This window comes from Roseateles sp. P1_C6 (genome assembly GCF_056406315.1).
Map to the genome: position 1 here is coordinate 91806 of NZ_JBFUAK010000010.1, position 14049 is coordinate 105854.

Consider the following 14049-nt stretch of genomic DNA (forward strand, 5'->3'; position numbering starts at 1 on the left):
GTCCAATTGACGTTAACGTCAATTGGCGACCTAGAATCCGCGCCGAGCAAGGAGACAGCCATGACCGATCTCGCCGCTGACTACAAAGCATTGGCCGAGTACCGCCCGACCCACAAGGTCCGTTTCGTCACCGCCGCCAGCCTGTTTGACGGGCATGACGCCGCCATCAACATCATGCGGCGCATCCTGCAGGGCATGGGGGCCGAGGTCATCCACCTGGGGCACAACCGCTCGGTGGACGAAGTCGTCACCGCGGCGCTGCAGGAGGATGCACAAGGCATCGCCATCAGCTCCTACCAGGGCGGCCACGTCGAGTACTTCAAATACATGGTGCAGCTGCTGAAGGAGCGCGGCGGCGAGCGCATCCAGGTGTTCGGCGGCGGCGGCGGCGTCATCGTGCCGGCCGAGATCCGCGAGCTGGCGGAGCACGGCGTGCGCATCTTCAGCCCCGAGGACGGCCAGCGCATGGGCTTGGCCGGCATGATCGGCGAGATGGTCATGAAGGCCGACCAGGACTTCAGCGTGCATGCACCCAAGGCCTTGTCGGCCATCACCGGGCATTCGGAAACCGCGTGGCGGTCACTGGCCCAGCTGCTGACGGCACTGGAGAACGGCAAGGCCGAGGCCAGCATCGTCGACGCGCTGCGCGAGCAGGCGAAGGCGATCAAGACGCCTGTGCTGGGCATCACCGGCACCGGCGGCGCCGGCAAGTCCAGCCTGACCGACGAACTGATCCGCCGCCTGCGCCTGGACCAGGGCGATGCGTTGCGCGTGGCGCTGATCTCCATCGACCCGTCGCGCCGCAAGAGCGGTGGCGCGCTGCTGGGTGACCGCATCCGCATGAACGCGATCTCGCCCTGGGGCGGCGGTGCGCGTGTCTTCATGCGCTCGCTGGCCACGCGCGACTTCGGCTCCGAGATTTCACCGGCGCTGCCCGACGTCATCGCCGCGGCCAAGGTCGCGGGCTTCGACCTGGTCATCGTCGAGACCAGCGGCATCGGCCAGGGCGACGCGGCCATCGTGCCGCTGGTCAACGTGCCCATGTACGTGATGACGCCCGAGTTCGGCGCCGCCAGCCAGCTCGAGAAGATCGACATGCTGGACTTCGCCGAGTTCGTCGCCATCAACAAGTTCGACCGCAAGGGCTCGCTGGACGCACTGCGCGACGTGAGCAAGCAGGTGCAGCGCAACCGCGAGGCGTTCACGGTGATGCCGGACACGATGCCGGTGTTCGGCACCATGGCCAGCCGCTTCAATGACGACGGCGTGACGGCGCTGTACCAGGCGCTCAAGGTCCGCCTCGCCGAGCTGGGCCTGCCCTTCAGCGAAGGCCGGCTGCCGCAGGTCCACACCCGCCACAGCACACACCAGACGCCCATCGTGCCGGCCGCCCGCGTGCGCTACCTGGCCGACATCAGCGACACCGTGCGCAGCTACAAGGCCCGCGCGCGAAAGCAGGCTGCGCTGGCCCGCGAGATCCAGCAGCTGGAAGCCAGCCGCGCGATGCTGGAGGCCGCCAACCCCGACAAGAACGGCGCCCGCACCGCGCTCGCGGATCTGGCCGAGCAGCGCCGCACGCGCCTGGACGGCGATGCGCGCCAGCTGCTGCAGCAGTGGCCCGACATGGTCAAGGCCTACGCCGGTGACGAGTACGTCGTGAAGATCCGCGACAAGGAGATCCGCACGGCGCTGGTCACACAGAGCCTCTCGGGCACCAAGATCCGCAAGGTCGTGCTGCCCGGCTACGAGTGCCACGGCGAGCTGCTGAAGTGGCTGATGCTGGAGAACGTGCCCGGCAGCTTCCCCTACGCGGCCGGCGTGTTCGCGTTCAAGCGCGAGGGCGAGGACCCGACGCGCATGTTCGCCGGCGAAGGCGATGCCTTCCGCACCAACCGCCGCTTCAAGCTGGTCAGCGAGGGCATGCCCGCCAAGCGCCTGTCCACCGCGTTCGACTCGGTCACGCTCTACGGCGCCGACCCCGCGCCGCGGCCGGACATCTACGGCAAGGTTGGCAACAGCGGCGTCAGCATCGCGACGCTGGACGACATGAAGGTGCTGTACGACGGTTTCGATCTGTGCAGCCCGACCACGTCGGTGTCCATGACCATCAACGGCCCGGCGCCGTCCATCCTGGCCATGTTCATGAACACGGCCATCGACCAGAACCTGGCCAAGTTCCGCGCCGACAACGGCCGCGAGCCCACCGCCGACGAGGCCGCCAAGATCAAGGACTGGGTGCTGGCCAATGTGCGCGGCACCGTGCAGGCCGACATCCTGAAGGAAGACCAGGGCCAGAACACCTGCATCTTCTCGACCGAGTTCAGCCTGAAGGTGATGGGCGACATCGCCGAGTACTTCGTGCACCACAACGTGCGCAACTTCTACTCGGTGTCGATCTCGGGTTATCACATCGCCGAGGCCGGCGCGAACCCGATCTCGCAGCTCGCGTTGACGCTCTCGAACGGCTTCACGTTCGTGGAAGCCTACCTGGCGCGCGGCATGCACATCGACGACTTCGCGCCCAACCTGAGCTTCTTCTTCAGCAACGGCATGGACCCGGAGTACACGGTGCTGGGCCGCGTCGCCCGTCGCATCTGGGCGGTGGCCATGCGCGACCGCTATGGCGCCAACGAGCGCTCGCAGAAGCTGAAGTACCACGTGCAGACCTCCGGCCGCAGCCTGCATGCGCAGGAGATCGCCTTCAACGACATCCGCACCACGCTGCAGGCGCTGATCGCCGTCTACGACAACTGCAACTCGCTGCACACCAACGCCTACGACGAGGCGATCACGACGCCCACCGACGAGAGCGTGCGCCGCGCGATGGCCATCCAGCTCGTCATCAACCGCGAGTGGGGCCTGGCCAAGAACGAGAACCCGTCGCAGGGCGCCTTCATCATCGACGAGCTGACCGAGCTGGTCGAAGAGGCGGTGCTGACCGAGTTCGAGCGCATCAGCGAGCGCGGCGGCGTGCTGGGCGCGATGGAGACCGGCTACCAGCGGGGCCGCATCCAGGAAGAGTCCATGCACTACGAGATGCTGAAGCACACCGGCGAGTACCCCATCATCGGCGTCAACACCTTCCGCAACCCCAATGGCGAGACGGTGCCGGAACACATCGAACTGGCACGCTCGACCGATGAAGAGAAGCAGTCGCAGCTGACCCGCCTGGCCGAGTTCCAGGACCGCCACGCGGCCCAGGCGCCGGCGATGCTGGCACGCCTGCAGCAGGCGGTCATCGAGAACAAGAATGTCTTCGATGTGTTGATGGAAGCCGTGCGCGTGTGCTCGCTGGGCCAGATCACCGGCGCGCTGTTCGAGGTGGGCGGCCAGTACCGCCGCAGCATGTAGTGGCTCGCGCTGCGGCCCCGGGGCCGCACAGCGCTTGCAATCGATCCATGATTCGATAATAATCGAATCATGGACGAATCTGACGTCATCAAAGGCCTGGCCGCGCTGGCCCAACCGCTGCGGCTGCAGGTGTTTCGCGCGCTGGTCGTCGTCGGCGACGCGGGCCTGACGCCAGGCGCCATCCACGAAGCCCTGGGCGTCGCGCCGGCCACGCTGTCCTTCCACCTGAAGGAACTGGTCAACGCCGGCCTGGTGACGCAGGAGCGCGCCAGCCGCAACCTGATCTACCGCGCCCACTACGCGCGCATGAACGGGCTGCTGGGCTATCTGACCGAGAACTGCTGCCAGGGCGCCAGCTGCGCCGTGGACGGCAGCGCCGCGGCCTGCAACTGCTGAACGGCGCGCCATGACGACCCACGTCCTCATCCTCTGCACCCACAACTCCGCCCGCAGCGTGCTGAGCGAGGGCATGCTCAACCACTGGGCGGGAAAGCTCGGCCGCGACGTGCAGGCGCACAGCGCCGGCAGCGCGCCCAGCGGCCGCATCAACCCCTTCGCACTCGAAGCGCTGGCCAACGCGGGCGCCGACACCGCCGGCTACCGCAGCAAGAGCTGGGACGAGTTCAGCCAGGCCGGCGCGCCGCCACTGTCCATCGTCATCACCGTCTGCGACAGCGCGGCGGCTGAAGCCTGCCCGGTGTTCTTCGGCGGCGCGAGCGATGCGGGCCAACCCGTCAAGGTGCACTGGGGCTACCCGGACCCCTCCAACGCCGACGGCGGTGACGACGGCAAGCGCCGCGCCTTCGAGCTGACACGCCAGGCCATCGGCTACCGCATGCTGCAACTGCTGCAGCTGCCGCTGGACACGCTGAGCAAGGCGCAGCTGCAGCAGGCCCTCGTCGAGATCTCGCGGCAATGAACCTGCCCCGCAAGCTCCTCGCCGAAGGCCTGGGCACCGCGCTGCTGCTGGCCGTGGTCATCGGCTCCGGCGTCATGGCCGAGCGCCTGGCCGGCGGCAACGTGGCCCTCGCGCTGCTGGCCAACACGCTGGCCACCGTCGGCGGCCTCTATGTGCTGATCGAGGTGTTCGGCCCCGTCAGCGGCGCGCACTTCAATCCGGCGGTCAGCGCCGTCATGGCCTGGCGAGGCGAGTTGGCGGCCGCAGCCTTGTTGCCCTACGTCGCCGCACAGCTCATCGGTGCCATGCTCGGCGCCTGGCTGGCGCACGCGATGTTCGACATGAGCCTCCTGCAGTTCTCCAGCAAGCTGCGCAACGGCACCGGCCAGTGGATCGCCGAAGGCGTCGCGACCTTCGGCCTGGTGCTGGTCATCCTGCGCGCGCCGGGCTCGCGCGTGGCGGCCATGGTGGCGGCCTACATCGGCGCGGCCTACTGGTTCACCGCGTCGACCTCGTTCGCCAACCCGGCCGCCGTGTTCGGCCGCATGTTCAGCGACAGCTTTGCCGGCATTGCGCCGGCCAGCGCGCCAGGCTTCGTCGCGGCCGAACTTGCCGGCGCCGCGCTGGCCGTGGCAGCGGACCGCCTGCTTGCCGCCACCCGACCGCCGAGCGAGGCCACGCGCGCGGGCTGAGCCCACCCCTGCCGACGGGGCCGCGGCCCCGTTTCTTTGACCGGAACAGTTGCTGTTGACAACCAAAGGAGCGACCGTCACCATGCGTCCAGATAGTTGCTATGCACACCTAAATGACCGAATCCGACCCCGGCAGCCTGTTGCGCGAAGTGGCGCGCCTGTACACCCGCGCCCAGCGCGTCGTGGCCGACTGCTGCCGCACGACCAGCACGCAATGCCATCTGCTGACCGAGCTGGGCCGCTCCGGGCCCTTGCCGCTGTCCGAGCTGGGCACGCGCGTCAGCCTGGAGAAGAGCTGGGTGTCGCGCGCCGTGGAGGCCATGGCAGCCCGTGGCTTGGTGAGCAAGGAGCCGAACCCGTCCGACGCAAGGAGCTGGCTCGTCACGCTCACCGCCGACGGCGAACGCACCGTGCGTGAGCTGAACCAGACGCTCGACCACCACGCCGCCACGCTGCTGGCCGCCTTGAGCCCGCGCGAACGCGACGCTGTCGAGCACTCATTGCTGACTCTGCTGAAGGCCTTGCGCGAAGACGCGGCCGCCACCTGCTGCCTGCCGCCCCAAGCCCTTCGGGAGCCCAACCAGGATTCCAAACCATGTTGCTGAACCACCCCCTCTCGCTGCGCCAGGCCGGCGCGTCCGACTGGCCCGCCGTCCAGGCGCTGCTGCTCGCCAACCAGCTGCCCACCGAGGGCGCGCAGGCGCACCTGTCCACCTATCTGCTGGCCACCCACAACGGCGAGGTCGTCGGCTGTGCCGGCGCCGAGGTCTATGGCGGCATCGCGCTGCTGCGCTCGGTGGCCGTGGCGCCGGGCCTGCACCGGCAGGGCATCGGCCGCCAGCTGGTCGAGCGGCTGCTGCAGGAGGCCCGGTCGCGCGACATCGCGGCGCTCTACCTGCTGACCGTCACGGCGCCCGAGTACTTCGCGCAGTACGGCTTCAAGCGCCTGAAGACCGAAGACGCCCCGGCCGCGCTGAAGGCCTCGGCCGAGTTCCAGGGCGCCTGCCCGGCCTGCGCCGCGCTGATGACGCTGGCGCTGCGCGAGCTGCCGGTCGCCGAAGGCGCGCTGCCCGTGGCCGTGCTGGGCGCGGGGCCGGTCGGGCTCGCCGCCGTCGCGCAACTGATCGAGCGCGACCTGCCCTTCGTCGCGCTGGAAGCCGGCGCGGCGGTGGGCGCCAACCTGGCGGACTACGGCCATGTGCAGCTGTTCTCGCCCTGGCAGTTCAACGTGGACCCGGCCATGGCCCGGCTGCTGGCGTCGACCGGCTGGGCCGCGCCGCCCGCCGCCGGGCTGCCCAGCGCCGGCGAGGTCGTCGAGCGCGTGCTGCGCCCGTTCGCGGCGCTGCCGCAGGTCGTCGCCGCGCTGAAGCTGGGTGCGCGCGTGCAGGCGGTCAGCCGCGAGGGCTTGGACAAGGTCAAGAGCGCCGGCCGCGACCAGGCGGCGTTCCTGGTGCGCTACGAGCAGGCGGGCCAGGTGCACGAACTGCGCGCCCGCGCCGTCATCGACGCGACCGGCACCTGGAACCAGCCCAACCCGGTGGGCGCCAACGGGCTGCAGGCCCTCGGCGAGGCCGATGCGCGCGACCACATCTTCTACGGTATCCCCGACGTGGCCGGCGCGCTGCGCAGCCGCTACGCGGGCCGGCGCACGCTGGTCGTCGGCGCCGGCCACTCGGCCGCCAACGCGCTGCTGTCGCTGGCCGAACTGGCCCGGCAGGCGCCGGGCACGCAGCTGGCGTGGGCGGTGCGCTCGCCGGCGCTGCAACGCGTCTTCGGCGGCGGCGATGCCGATGCGCTGCCGGCCCGCGGCGCACTGGGTGCCTCGCTGCGCCGGCTGCGCGACGGCGGCGCGCTGGCGTTCTTCGGCGGCCTGCGCATCACCCGCATCGAGCGCGTCGACGGGCGCCTGCGCGTCAGCGGCCTGGGCGCGCAGCAGCAGGCGGTCGTCGTCGACGGCATCGACGAGATCATCTGCGCGACCGGCCAGCGCCCCGACCTGTCGCTGACCAGCGAGCTGCGCCTGCGCCTGGACCCGTGGCTGGAATCGACCGAGGCGCTGGGCCCGCTGATCGACCCCAACCTGCACAGCTGCGGCACCGTGCGGCCGCATGGCCACCGCGAGCTGGCCCACCCCGAGCCGGGCTTCTACACGGTGGGGGTGAAGAGCTACGGCCGCGCGCCAACCTTCCTGATGGCGACCGGCTTCGAGCAGGCGCGCTCCGTCGTCGCGGCCCTCGCGGGCGACCTGGCCGCCGCCGACCGCGTGGAGCTGGCACTGCCGGAAACGGGCGTCTGCTCGGTCGGCCCGGCGGCCGGGGCTGAGACGGCGGGCTGCTGCGGCCCCGCGCCGGCCGTGGCCGCCGTGGCCGTGCCCAAGGCCGGTTGCGGCCCGCGCAGCTGCGGTCCCAAGCCGGCGCCCGCCACGGCCGTGGCACCCGCAAGCGCAGCAGCGCGCTGCTGCGGCTGAGCATGGCCCGCAGCCGCCTGAGCGTTGTCGGCTCGCTGGGCGTCGCCCAGACGCTGGCCTGGGCCTCGACCTACTACCTGCCCGCCATGCTGGCGCGGCCGATGGCGCGCGACCTCGGCGTGTCCGAGCCCACCATCTTCGCGGCCTTCTCGGCGGCACTGGTCGTGTCGGCCCTGGTCGGGCCGCACGCGGGCCGGCGCATTGACCGCTGGGGCGGCCGGCCCGTGCTGATGGGCACCAGCGCCGTCTTCGCGCTGGGCCTGGCGTTGATGGCGCTGGCCAACGGGCCCCTCGGCCTGTTCGCGGCCTGGGCCGTGCTGGGCCTGGCGATGGGCAGCGGGCTCTACGAGGCCGCGTTCGCCTCGCTGGTGCGGCTGTACGGACGCGACGCGCGCGGCGCCATCACCGGCATCACGCTGATCGCCGGCTTTGCCAGCACGGTCGGCTGGCCGCTGACGGCGGCGCTGGAGCACGGTTTCGGCTGGCGCGGCGCCTGCTGGGCCTGGGCCGGTCTGCACCTGCTCATCGGTCTGCCGCTGAACGCCTGGCTGCCGGCGTCCGGCGCGGCAGCGCCAGCACCCGCAACCCATGCCGCAGCCGAGGCCGAGCCCGCCGCACCGCCCGTGTCGACCGCCGCGCTGCTGGCCTGGGTGTTCGCCGTGACCTGGTTCATCAGCACGGCCATGGCCGCCCACCTGCCGCGCCTGCTCGACGCCACCGGCGTGGCACCGGCGACGGCGCTGCTGGTCAGCGCGCTGGTCGGGCCGGCGCAGGTGGCCGGCCGGCTGCTGGAGTTCGGCTTCCTCGGCCGCCTGCACCCGCTGCAGTCGGCGCGCGCCGCGGCGCTGATGCACCCGCTAGGCGCCGCGCTGCTGGCACTGCTGGGCGCACCGGTGGCGGCGGCCTTCGCGCTGCTGCACGGCGCGGGCAACGGCATCCTGACCATCGCCAAGGGCACGCTGCCGCTGGCGCTGTTCGGGCCTCAGGGTTACGGCCACCGGCAAGGGCTGCTGATGCTGCCCGCCCGGCTGGGACAGGCGCTGTCGCCCTGGCTGTTCGGCCTGCTGCTGGCCGCGTTCGGCAGCGCGGCGCTGTGGTTCTCGGCCGGCCTGGCGCTGAGCGCGTTGGCGGCCCTGTCATTCATCCGTGTGCCCGGCCACCATGGCAGCGGGCACCCTGTTCACGAGCCCCTGAAGCGCCCGCCTTGAACGGCCTCAGGCCGCCAGCACGACCCGGTCGCGCCCGCCGCGCTTGGCCTCGTACAACGACGCGTCCGCGCGGCTGAACAGCGCCTCGGGCGGCTCGTCCACGCCATAGGCGCGCGCCACGCCGACGCTGACGGTCACCGGCAGCGGGCCGGCCGTCGTCGTGAACGGCCGGGCCGCGATGGCCTCGCGCAGCCGCTCGCCCAGGCGCGCCTCACCGCCGGCCTCGGGCTGCACCCAGATGACGGCGAACTCCTCGCCGCCCAGGCGCACGGCCAGGTCCAGCGGCCGCAGCGTGTCGCGCAGGCGTTCGCCGATGCCGCTGAGCACCGCGTCGCCAACCGCGTGGCCATGGGTGTCGTTGATGCGCTTGAAATGATCCACGTCCAGCAGCGCCAGCACCGGTGGCTGGGCGACGCCGCGCTGCAGCAGCCGGCGCAGCCGTTCGTCGAAGCCGCGGCGGTTCAGCAGGCCTGTCAGCACGTCGACTTCGATGAGGCGCTGGATCTGGCGCAGCGCATGGTCTTGCAGCAGCAGCAGCATGGCCAGCGCCTGGCCGATGACCAGGCCGATGGCCGCGAGCAGGCCGACCACGTTGTATTGCATCAGCTGCTCGCGCGTCGTCGAGATCAACGGCGTGACAGCCAGGCCGCGCGCCACCTCGACGATGGCGCAGATGATCAGGTCGGCCGCCAGCAGCGCAAGCGGAAAGCCGCGCTGCACGCGCCAGGCCTGCAGCGCAGCGTGCGCGGCCGGCATGGTCAGCACGGCCGAGGCCAGCAGCGTCAGCGTCAGCGACGGCCACAGCTTGCCGGTCAGCGCGGTCAACGTGAACGCGCCGATGCTGACCAACACCGTGAAGGCGATGGGCAGCCGGCAGCGCATCGGCAGCCCCAGATAGACGCGCAGGCCCAGCAACACCATCAGCGCGGACAGCAGGCCGCCCAGGTGGCCCACGGCGCGCAGCGTGAAGGGCCAGTCCAGCGTGAAGACCAGCGCACGGGCCGTCTGCGTCAGCGCCGCCGCGGCGAAGGCCCCGGCCCAGAACCACAGCGCGCGCTCGCCCTTCAGATGCCAGGCACCGCCCAGCGTCGCCAGCGCCAGCATCGCCGTGACGAGCTGGTAGACGCGCAGCAGCGTGTCGGTATGCAGGGGTTCCATCGTCGGTTCGTATCGGTTGGGCCCCGACACGCGGGCGCAGGCTGCACGATGCGCGCATCGCCGGCGCTTCACCGCGGCGCGTCGGGCCGCGCCATGATTTATCTCACGCCCGGCGAGCTTATTCCTTGAGCCGGAGCACCAGGCTGCGGCCGGCCAGGCCGTCGACGCGGACGCTGCCGTCGGCCTGCGCGCGCCAGTCCGCCAGCCCGATGGGCGTGACCAGCGCAGCCCGCGCCATCTCGCCCTGCAGGCCGATGACGGTCAGCCGGTCCGCCGCCGGCTGCGGCCCCGGGTTGACGACGGCGGCGAGCGCGGCCGGCAAGCCCAGCTCACCGCGGCACAGGCCGTCGCCGTCGCGGCGGAAGCTGGCGCGGCCCTGCACGGCGACGCCGTTCAGCTCGCCCTCGAAGCGGCTGGCCTTCAGCGGGCAAGGGCTGGCAGCGAGGCCCGGCACCGGCGCGCGGAACGGCGCGCTCAGCAGCTCGGCGCTGCGCTCGATGGACGAGGTCCACATCGCGTTGGACAGCAGGCTGACGCTGGTCGCCGCCTGCGGCCACAGCAGCAGCACGCTGCGCGCGCCCAGCGTCGCCCCGGCGTGGTGGACGACCTGCTGCCCTTCGGCGTCGACGTCCAGCCGCCAGCCGAAACCCATCTTGTAGCTGCGCTCGCCGACCGGCTTGCCGGTGTTGTCCAGGACCGGCTGCCACATCCAGTCGCGCGTGGCCGCGTCGACGATGCGCCCCTGCAGCAGCCGCCCACCCCATTCGGCCAGCGCCGGCGCGCTGCCGGCCAGGCCGGCACCGCCCCAGCTGTAGCTGAAGTCATGGGCCGGCGCCGCCTGCACGCCGCGCCAGCTGAAGTCGTAAGCCTTGGACATGACGGGCGACTGGCCCGTCATGTCCGGTCCGATGGCCAGGCCCGGCGCGACGCTGCCCGCCAGCAGCGCCGGGTAGGGCTGGCCCGCAGCCGCCTCGGCGGTGGCCGCGAGCAACGTGTAGCCCCAGGACGAATAGAGATAGCGGCTGCCCGGTGCGGCCACCAGTTGGCGCCCCTTCAGGTGGCTCAGCGAGTCGCGGGCGGTCGCGTGGTGCGTGCCGCCACGGCCGTCGTCGCGGTTCTGGTAGTGCGGCATGCCGCTCAGATGGGCGGCCAGCAGGCGGGGCGTCAGCGCCGCCTGCGCCGGCTCCAGTTCGGGCAGCAGCGCCCCCACGGGCTTGTCGACGTCGAGCCGGCCCTGGGCCTTGAGCTGCGCCACGGCCACCGCCGCGAAGGGCTTGGACACGCTGGCGAGGCGAAAGCGCGTGTCGGCCTGCACCGGCAGCCGCTGCTCGGCGTCGCGCCAGCCGCTGCCGCCCTGCCAGCGCAGGCGCTCGCCCTGCCAGACGGCGGCCGCCATGCCGGGCACGCCGCTGATGTCGCGCAGCGCGTCGAGCAGCGCCTGGGCCTGGCGTTCGGGGCTGACGTCGGCGCGGGCGGCCAGCGACGTGGCCAGGCACAGGGCAGCGAGGGCAAGGGGCTTGAGCATGCGGCGCATTCTGGTCAACCGCGGCGCGCCGTGGCGAAAGTCAACGCGCCTGGATGGCCTGCATCGCCGCCTTCACGCGCAGCAGCATGGGCGACGCCGCCACCACGCTGGCGTCGAAGGGGTGCAGCCGCTGCCCGCCCGTGGCGGCCATGATCTTGCGCACGTACAGCCGCGTCTCGGCATAGGGCGGCACGCCGAGGTAGCGGTCCACGGCCTTCTCGCCGGCGTTGTAGCCGGCCAGCGCCAGCATCACGTCACCCTCGAAGTAGGCCAGCAGCCAGCGCAGATAGGCCATGCCGGCGCGGATGTTCTGCGACGGGTCGCTGAGCTTGGTGACCCTGAAACGCAGCGCCGTGTCGGGCATCAGCTGCATCAGGCCCTGCGCCTTCTTGGGCGACTCGGCCAGCGGGTCGAAGTTGGACTCGGTGGCCATGACGGCCAGCACCAGGGCCGGCGCCAGCTTGTACTCCGGCGCCAGCAGCTTCACGTAGTTGACGATGGCCGGCGGCGCCTGGGTGGGCAGCGGCAGCGTGGCCCACAACGACGGGCGGGCGCCACGCGCGGCCGGAGGCGCCGGTGCGGCCACCACGGGCGGGTCGGTCTCGGGCGGGCGCAGGCAGGGCGGCGGGTCGCCCAGCGGCGTGCCGCCCATGGTGTCCAGCATGTTCTGCGCCTGCTGCAGGCCTTGCTCGGCCGCAGCCGCGAACATGTGCGCCGCCTCGGCGTCATTGCGCTGGATGCCGCGCGCGTTGGTCAGCATCCAGCCCAGGCTGAACTGCGCCTCGGCGTCGCCGTAGCGCGACGCGCGGCAATACAGCTTGGCCGCCGCCACCTCGTCGCGCTTGACGCCGTCGCCGTACTCCAGCGCCTTGGCCTCCTGCCGCCAGCGCTCCACCTGCGCCGGCACCACCGGCCCGCGCTCGCCGGGCGGCATCGTCGGGCGGGGCAGCTGCTCCAGCGTCAGCGCGGGCACCTGGGCCAGGGCCGCCGTGGAGGCGGCAAAAAACAGGGGCAGCAGCAGGCGTCGCAAGGGTCAGTCCGGAGGGAGCGGGCGAGGGGCGAAAGTCTAGACTGCCCGAAACCACCGCCACCCCCATGAACAAGACCCGCCTCGAAGCCTTCAGCGATGGCGTCATCGCCATCATCATCACGATCATGGTGCTGGAGCTGAAGGTGCCCCACGGCACCGACTGGGAAGCACTCAAGCCGCTGTGGCCGGTGTTCCTGTCCTATGTGCTGAGCTTCGTCTACGTCGGCATCTACTGGAACAACCACCACCACCTGCTGCACGCGGTGCACAAGATCTCGGGCGCCGTGCTGTGGCCCAACCTGCACCTGCTGTTCTGGCTGTCACTGCTGCCGTTCGCGACCGGCTGGATGGGCGAGAACCATTTCGCGCCGCTGCCGGTGGCCTTGTACGGCGCCGTGCTGGTCATGGCCGCGCTGGCCTGGGTGCTGCTGCAGCGCGCGTTGCTGTGCATCCCCGGCAACAACACGGCGCTGGCCGAGGCGCTCGGGCGCGACTGGAAGGGCAAGCTCTCGCCGGTCGTCTACCTGTCGTCCATCGCGCTGGCCTTCGTGCACGTGGGCCTGTCGCTGGCCGGCTATGCGCTGGTCGCGGCGCTGTGGCTGATTCCCGACCGGCGCATCGAGCGCCACCTCAACCACAGCGAGTGAACATGCCCACGCTCGACCCCCGCATCGATGCCTACCTGGCCGGCGTACCGGCCTTTGCGCTGCCGCTGCTGCAGCGCGTGCGCGAGGACGTGCATGCGGCCTGCCCCGATGTCGTCGAGACCATCAAGTGGAGCCGGCCGCACTTCATGCTGGACGGCAAGCTGCTGTGCGGCATGTCGGCGTTCAAGGCGCATTGCGCCTTCGGCTTCTGGGAGCGCGAAGGCGCCACGCCGGGCCAGCCCGGCGCGATGGGCGACTTCGGGCGCATCACCAGCCCGGCCGACCTGCCCGGCCGCGGCGAGTTGCGCCAGCAGATCAAGGCCGCTGCCGCGCTGCTGCGGGCGGGCGCGCCGCGTGCCGCCAAACCCCATCGCGAGCCCCGGCCGCAGCTGCAGATGCCGGACGACTTCGCCGCAGCGCTGGCCAAGGTGAAGCTCGCCCAGCAACACTACGACGGCTTCGCGCCCGGCAAGCAGCGCGACTATCTGGAATGGGTGCTGGAGGCCAAGCGCGAGGACACGCGGGCCAAGCGCATCGCCCAGGCGGTCGAATGGCTGGCCGAGGGCAAGTCGCGCAACTGGAAGTACGAAAGCTGCTGAACCATGACGACCGACAAGGACTCCCCCACCCATCGCATAGACGCCAAGATCGCCGCCCTGGGCGACTGGCGCGCCGAGGCGCTGACGCGGCTGCGCAAGCTCATCCTGGCCACGGACGACGGCATCGTCGAGGCCTGGAAATGGGACACGCCGGTCTGGGAATGCGACGGCATCCTGTGCACCGGCGAGGCCTACAAGGCCAAGATCAAGCTGACCTTCCCGCACGGCGCCGCGCTGCCCGACCCCAAGGGCTTGTTCAATGCCGGCCTGGAAGGCAAGGTGCGGCGGGCCATCGACGTCGATGCCGCCAGCGACGTCGACGAGGCGGCCTTCAAGGCACTGATCCGCGCCGCCGTCAAGCACAACAAGAGCAAGGCGAAGTGAGCGCGCGGCCGCGGGCCGACGAAACAAACGCAACAGCGGGCCCGCGGCGTTGAAGCGGGCCTGAAACATGGGCCGCCGACAGTGCGGTCA

Annotated in this window: 13 protein-coding genes; 10 read left to right on the top strand and 3 right to left on the bottom strand. The window is 71.3% G+C overall.

Translation table 11 applies throughout. The features are described 5' to 3' along the window. Nucleotides 1-60: 60 nt before the first annotated feature. The 7 genes from icmF (at nt 61) to AC1D29_RS21725 (ending at nt 8616) form a co-directional block, all read left to right on the top strand. Nucleotides 61-3351: a fused isobutyryl-CoA mutase/GTPase IcmF gene (gene icmF, locus AC1D29_RS21695; protein ID WP_477901302.1), complete on the top strand. Its 3291-nt coding sequence runs from the start codon at nt 61-63 to the stop codon at nt 3349-3351. 69 nt (nt 3352-3420) lie between these two features. Beyond that, entirely contained in the window at nt 3421-3747 is a 327-nt protein-coding gene (locus AC1D29_RS21700; protein ID WP_477901304.1) for an ArsR/SmtB family transcription factor, read from the top strand. 10 nt (nt 3748-3757) lie between these two features. Continuing rightward, on the top strand, nt 3758-4270 hold the full coding sequence (locus AC1D29_RS21705; RefSeq protein WP_477901306.1) for an arsenate reductase ArsC: 513 nt from the start codon (nt 3758-3760) through the stop codon (nt 4268-4270). Further along, complete coding sequence (locus tag AC1D29_RS21710; RefSeq protein WP_477901308.1) at nt 4267-4941, top strand: aquaporin; 675 nt, start codon at nt 4267-4269, stop codon at nt 4939-4941. Before AC1D29_RS21705 ends, AC1D29_RS21710 begins: the two co-directional genes overlap by 4 nt. 113 nt (nt 4942-5054) lie before the next feature. Next, nucleotides 5055-5546: a MarR family winged helix-turn-helix transcriptional regulator gene (locus AC1D29_RS21715; RefSeq protein ID WP_477901310.1), complete on the top strand. Its 492-nt coding sequence runs from the start codon at nt 5055-5057 to the stop codon at nt 5544-5546. Then, nucleotides 5537-7408, top strand: coding sequence for an arsenic resistance N-acetyltransferase ArsN2 (gene arsN2 / locus AC1D29_RS21720; protein WP_477901312.1), 1872 nt, complete (start codon nt 5537-5539; stop codon nt 7406-7408). The genes AC1D29_RS21715 and arsN2 overlap by 10 nt, the downstream gene beginning before the upstream one ends. A 2-nt stretch (nt 7409-7410) precedes the next feature. Continuing rightward, the gene (locus AC1D29_RS21725; RefSeq protein WP_477901314.1) at nt 7411-8616 is read left to right on the top strand and encodes an MFS transporter; all 1206 of its coding nucleotides are present in this window, start codon (nt 7411-7413) and stop codon (nt 8614-8616) included. A 6-nt stretch (nt 8617-8622) separates the two neighbouring features. On the opposite strand, the gene AC1D29_RS21730 is transcribed toward AC1D29_RS21725, so the two are convergent. The 3 genes from AC1D29_RS21730 to AC1D29_RS21740 form a co-directional block, all read right to left on the bottom strand. Next, entirely contained in the window at nt 8623-9774 is a 1152-nt protein-coding gene (locus AC1D29_RS21730; protein WP_477901316.1) for a GGDEF domain-containing protein, read from the bottom strand. Between the two features lie 118 nt (nt 9775-9892). Beyond that, nucleotides 9893-11299, bottom strand: coding sequence for a serine hydrolase domain-containing protein (locus AC1D29_RS21735; RefSeq protein ID WP_477901318.1), 1407 nt, complete (start codon nt 11297-11299; stop codon nt 9893-9895). A gap of 40 nt (nt 11300-11339) precedes the next feature. Beyond that, on the bottom strand, nt 11340-12329 hold the full coding sequence (locus AC1D29_RS21740; RefSeq protein WP_477901320.1) for a lytic transglycosylase domain-containing protein: 990 nt from the start codon (nt 12327-12329) through the stop codon (nt 11340-11342). Nucleotides 12330-12394: 65 nt separating this feature from the next. Between AC1D29_RS21740 and AC1D29_RS21745 the strand changes: the two genes are divergently transcribed. Genes AC1D29_RS21745 through AC1D29_RS21755 form a run of 3 tightly spaced genes read left to right on the top strand, consistent with a single transcriptional unit; the run spans nt 12395 to nt 13959 of the window. Further along, nucleotides 12395-12976, top strand: coding sequence for a TMEM175 family protein (locus AC1D29_RS21745; RefSeq protein ID WP_477901322.1), 582 nt, complete (start codon nt 12395-12397; stop codon nt 12974-12976). Nucleotides 12977-12978: 2 nt separating this feature from the next. After that, nucleotides 12979-13575 (top strand): YdeI/OmpD-associated family protein, encoded by a 597-nt coding sequence (locus tag AC1D29_RS21750; RefSeq protein ID WP_477901324.1) that lies wholly within the window; start codon nt 12979-12981, stop codon nt 13573-13575. 3 nt (nt 13576-13578) lie between these two features. After that, complete coding sequence (locus AC1D29_RS21755; RefSeq protein ID WP_477901326.1) at nt 13579-13959, top strand: DUF1801 domain-containing protein; 381 nt, start codon at nt 13579-13581, stop codon at nt 13957-13959. Nucleotides 13960-14049 lie beyond the last annotated feature (90 nt).

Excerpts from the sequence above, each read along its gene's own strand:
- icmF (WP_477901302.1), top strand. The coding sequence starts at position 61 with ATGACCGATCTCGCCGCTGACTACAAAGCATTGGCCGAGTACCGCCCG.
- AC1D29_RS21700 (WP_477901304.1), top strand. The coding sequence starts at position 3,421 with ATGGACGAATCTGACGTCATCAAAGGCCTGGCCGCGCTGGCCCAACCG.
- AC1D29_RS21705 (WP_477901306.1), top strand. The coding sequence starts at position 3,758 with ATGACGACCCACGTCCTCATCCTCTGCACCCACAACTCCGCCCGCAGC.
- AC1D29_RS21710 (WP_477901308.1), top strand. The coding sequence starts at position 4,267 with ATGAACCTGCCCCGCAAGCTCCTCGCCGAAGGCCTGGGCACCGCGCTG.
- AC1D29_RS21715 (WP_477901310.1), top strand. The coding sequence starts at position 5,055 with ATGACCGAATCCGACCCCGGCAGCCTGTTGCGCGAAGTGGCGCGCCTG.
- arsN2 (WP_477901312.1), top strand. The coding sequence starts at position 5,537 with ATGTTGCTGAACCACCCCCTCTCGCTGCGCCAGGCCGGCGCGTCCGAC.
- AC1D29_RS21725 (WP_477901314.1), top strand. The coding sequence starts at position 7,411 with ATGGCCCGCAGCCGCCTGAGCGTTGTCGGCTCGCTGGGCGTCGCCCAG.
- AC1D29_RS21730 (WP_477901316.1), bottom strand. The coding sequence starts at position 9,774 with ATGGAACCCCTGCATACCGACACGCTGCTGCGCGTCTACCAGCTCGTC.
- AC1D29_RS21735 (WP_477901318.1), bottom strand. The coding sequence starts at position 11,299 with ATGCTCAAGCCCCTTGCCCTCGCTGCCCTGTGCCTGGCCACGTCGCTG.
- AC1D29_RS21745 (WP_477901322.1), top strand. The coding sequence starts at position 12,395 with ATGAACAAGACCCGCCTCGAAGCCTTCAGCGATGGCGTCATCGCCATC.
- AC1D29_RS21750 (WP_477901324.1), top strand. The coding sequence starts at position 12,979 with ATGCCCACGCTCGACCCCCGCATCGATGCCTACCTGGCCGGCGTACCG.
- AC1D29_RS21755 (WP_477901326.1), top strand. The coding sequence starts at position 13,579 with ATGACGACCGACAAGGACTCCCCCACCCATCGCATAGACGCCAAGATC.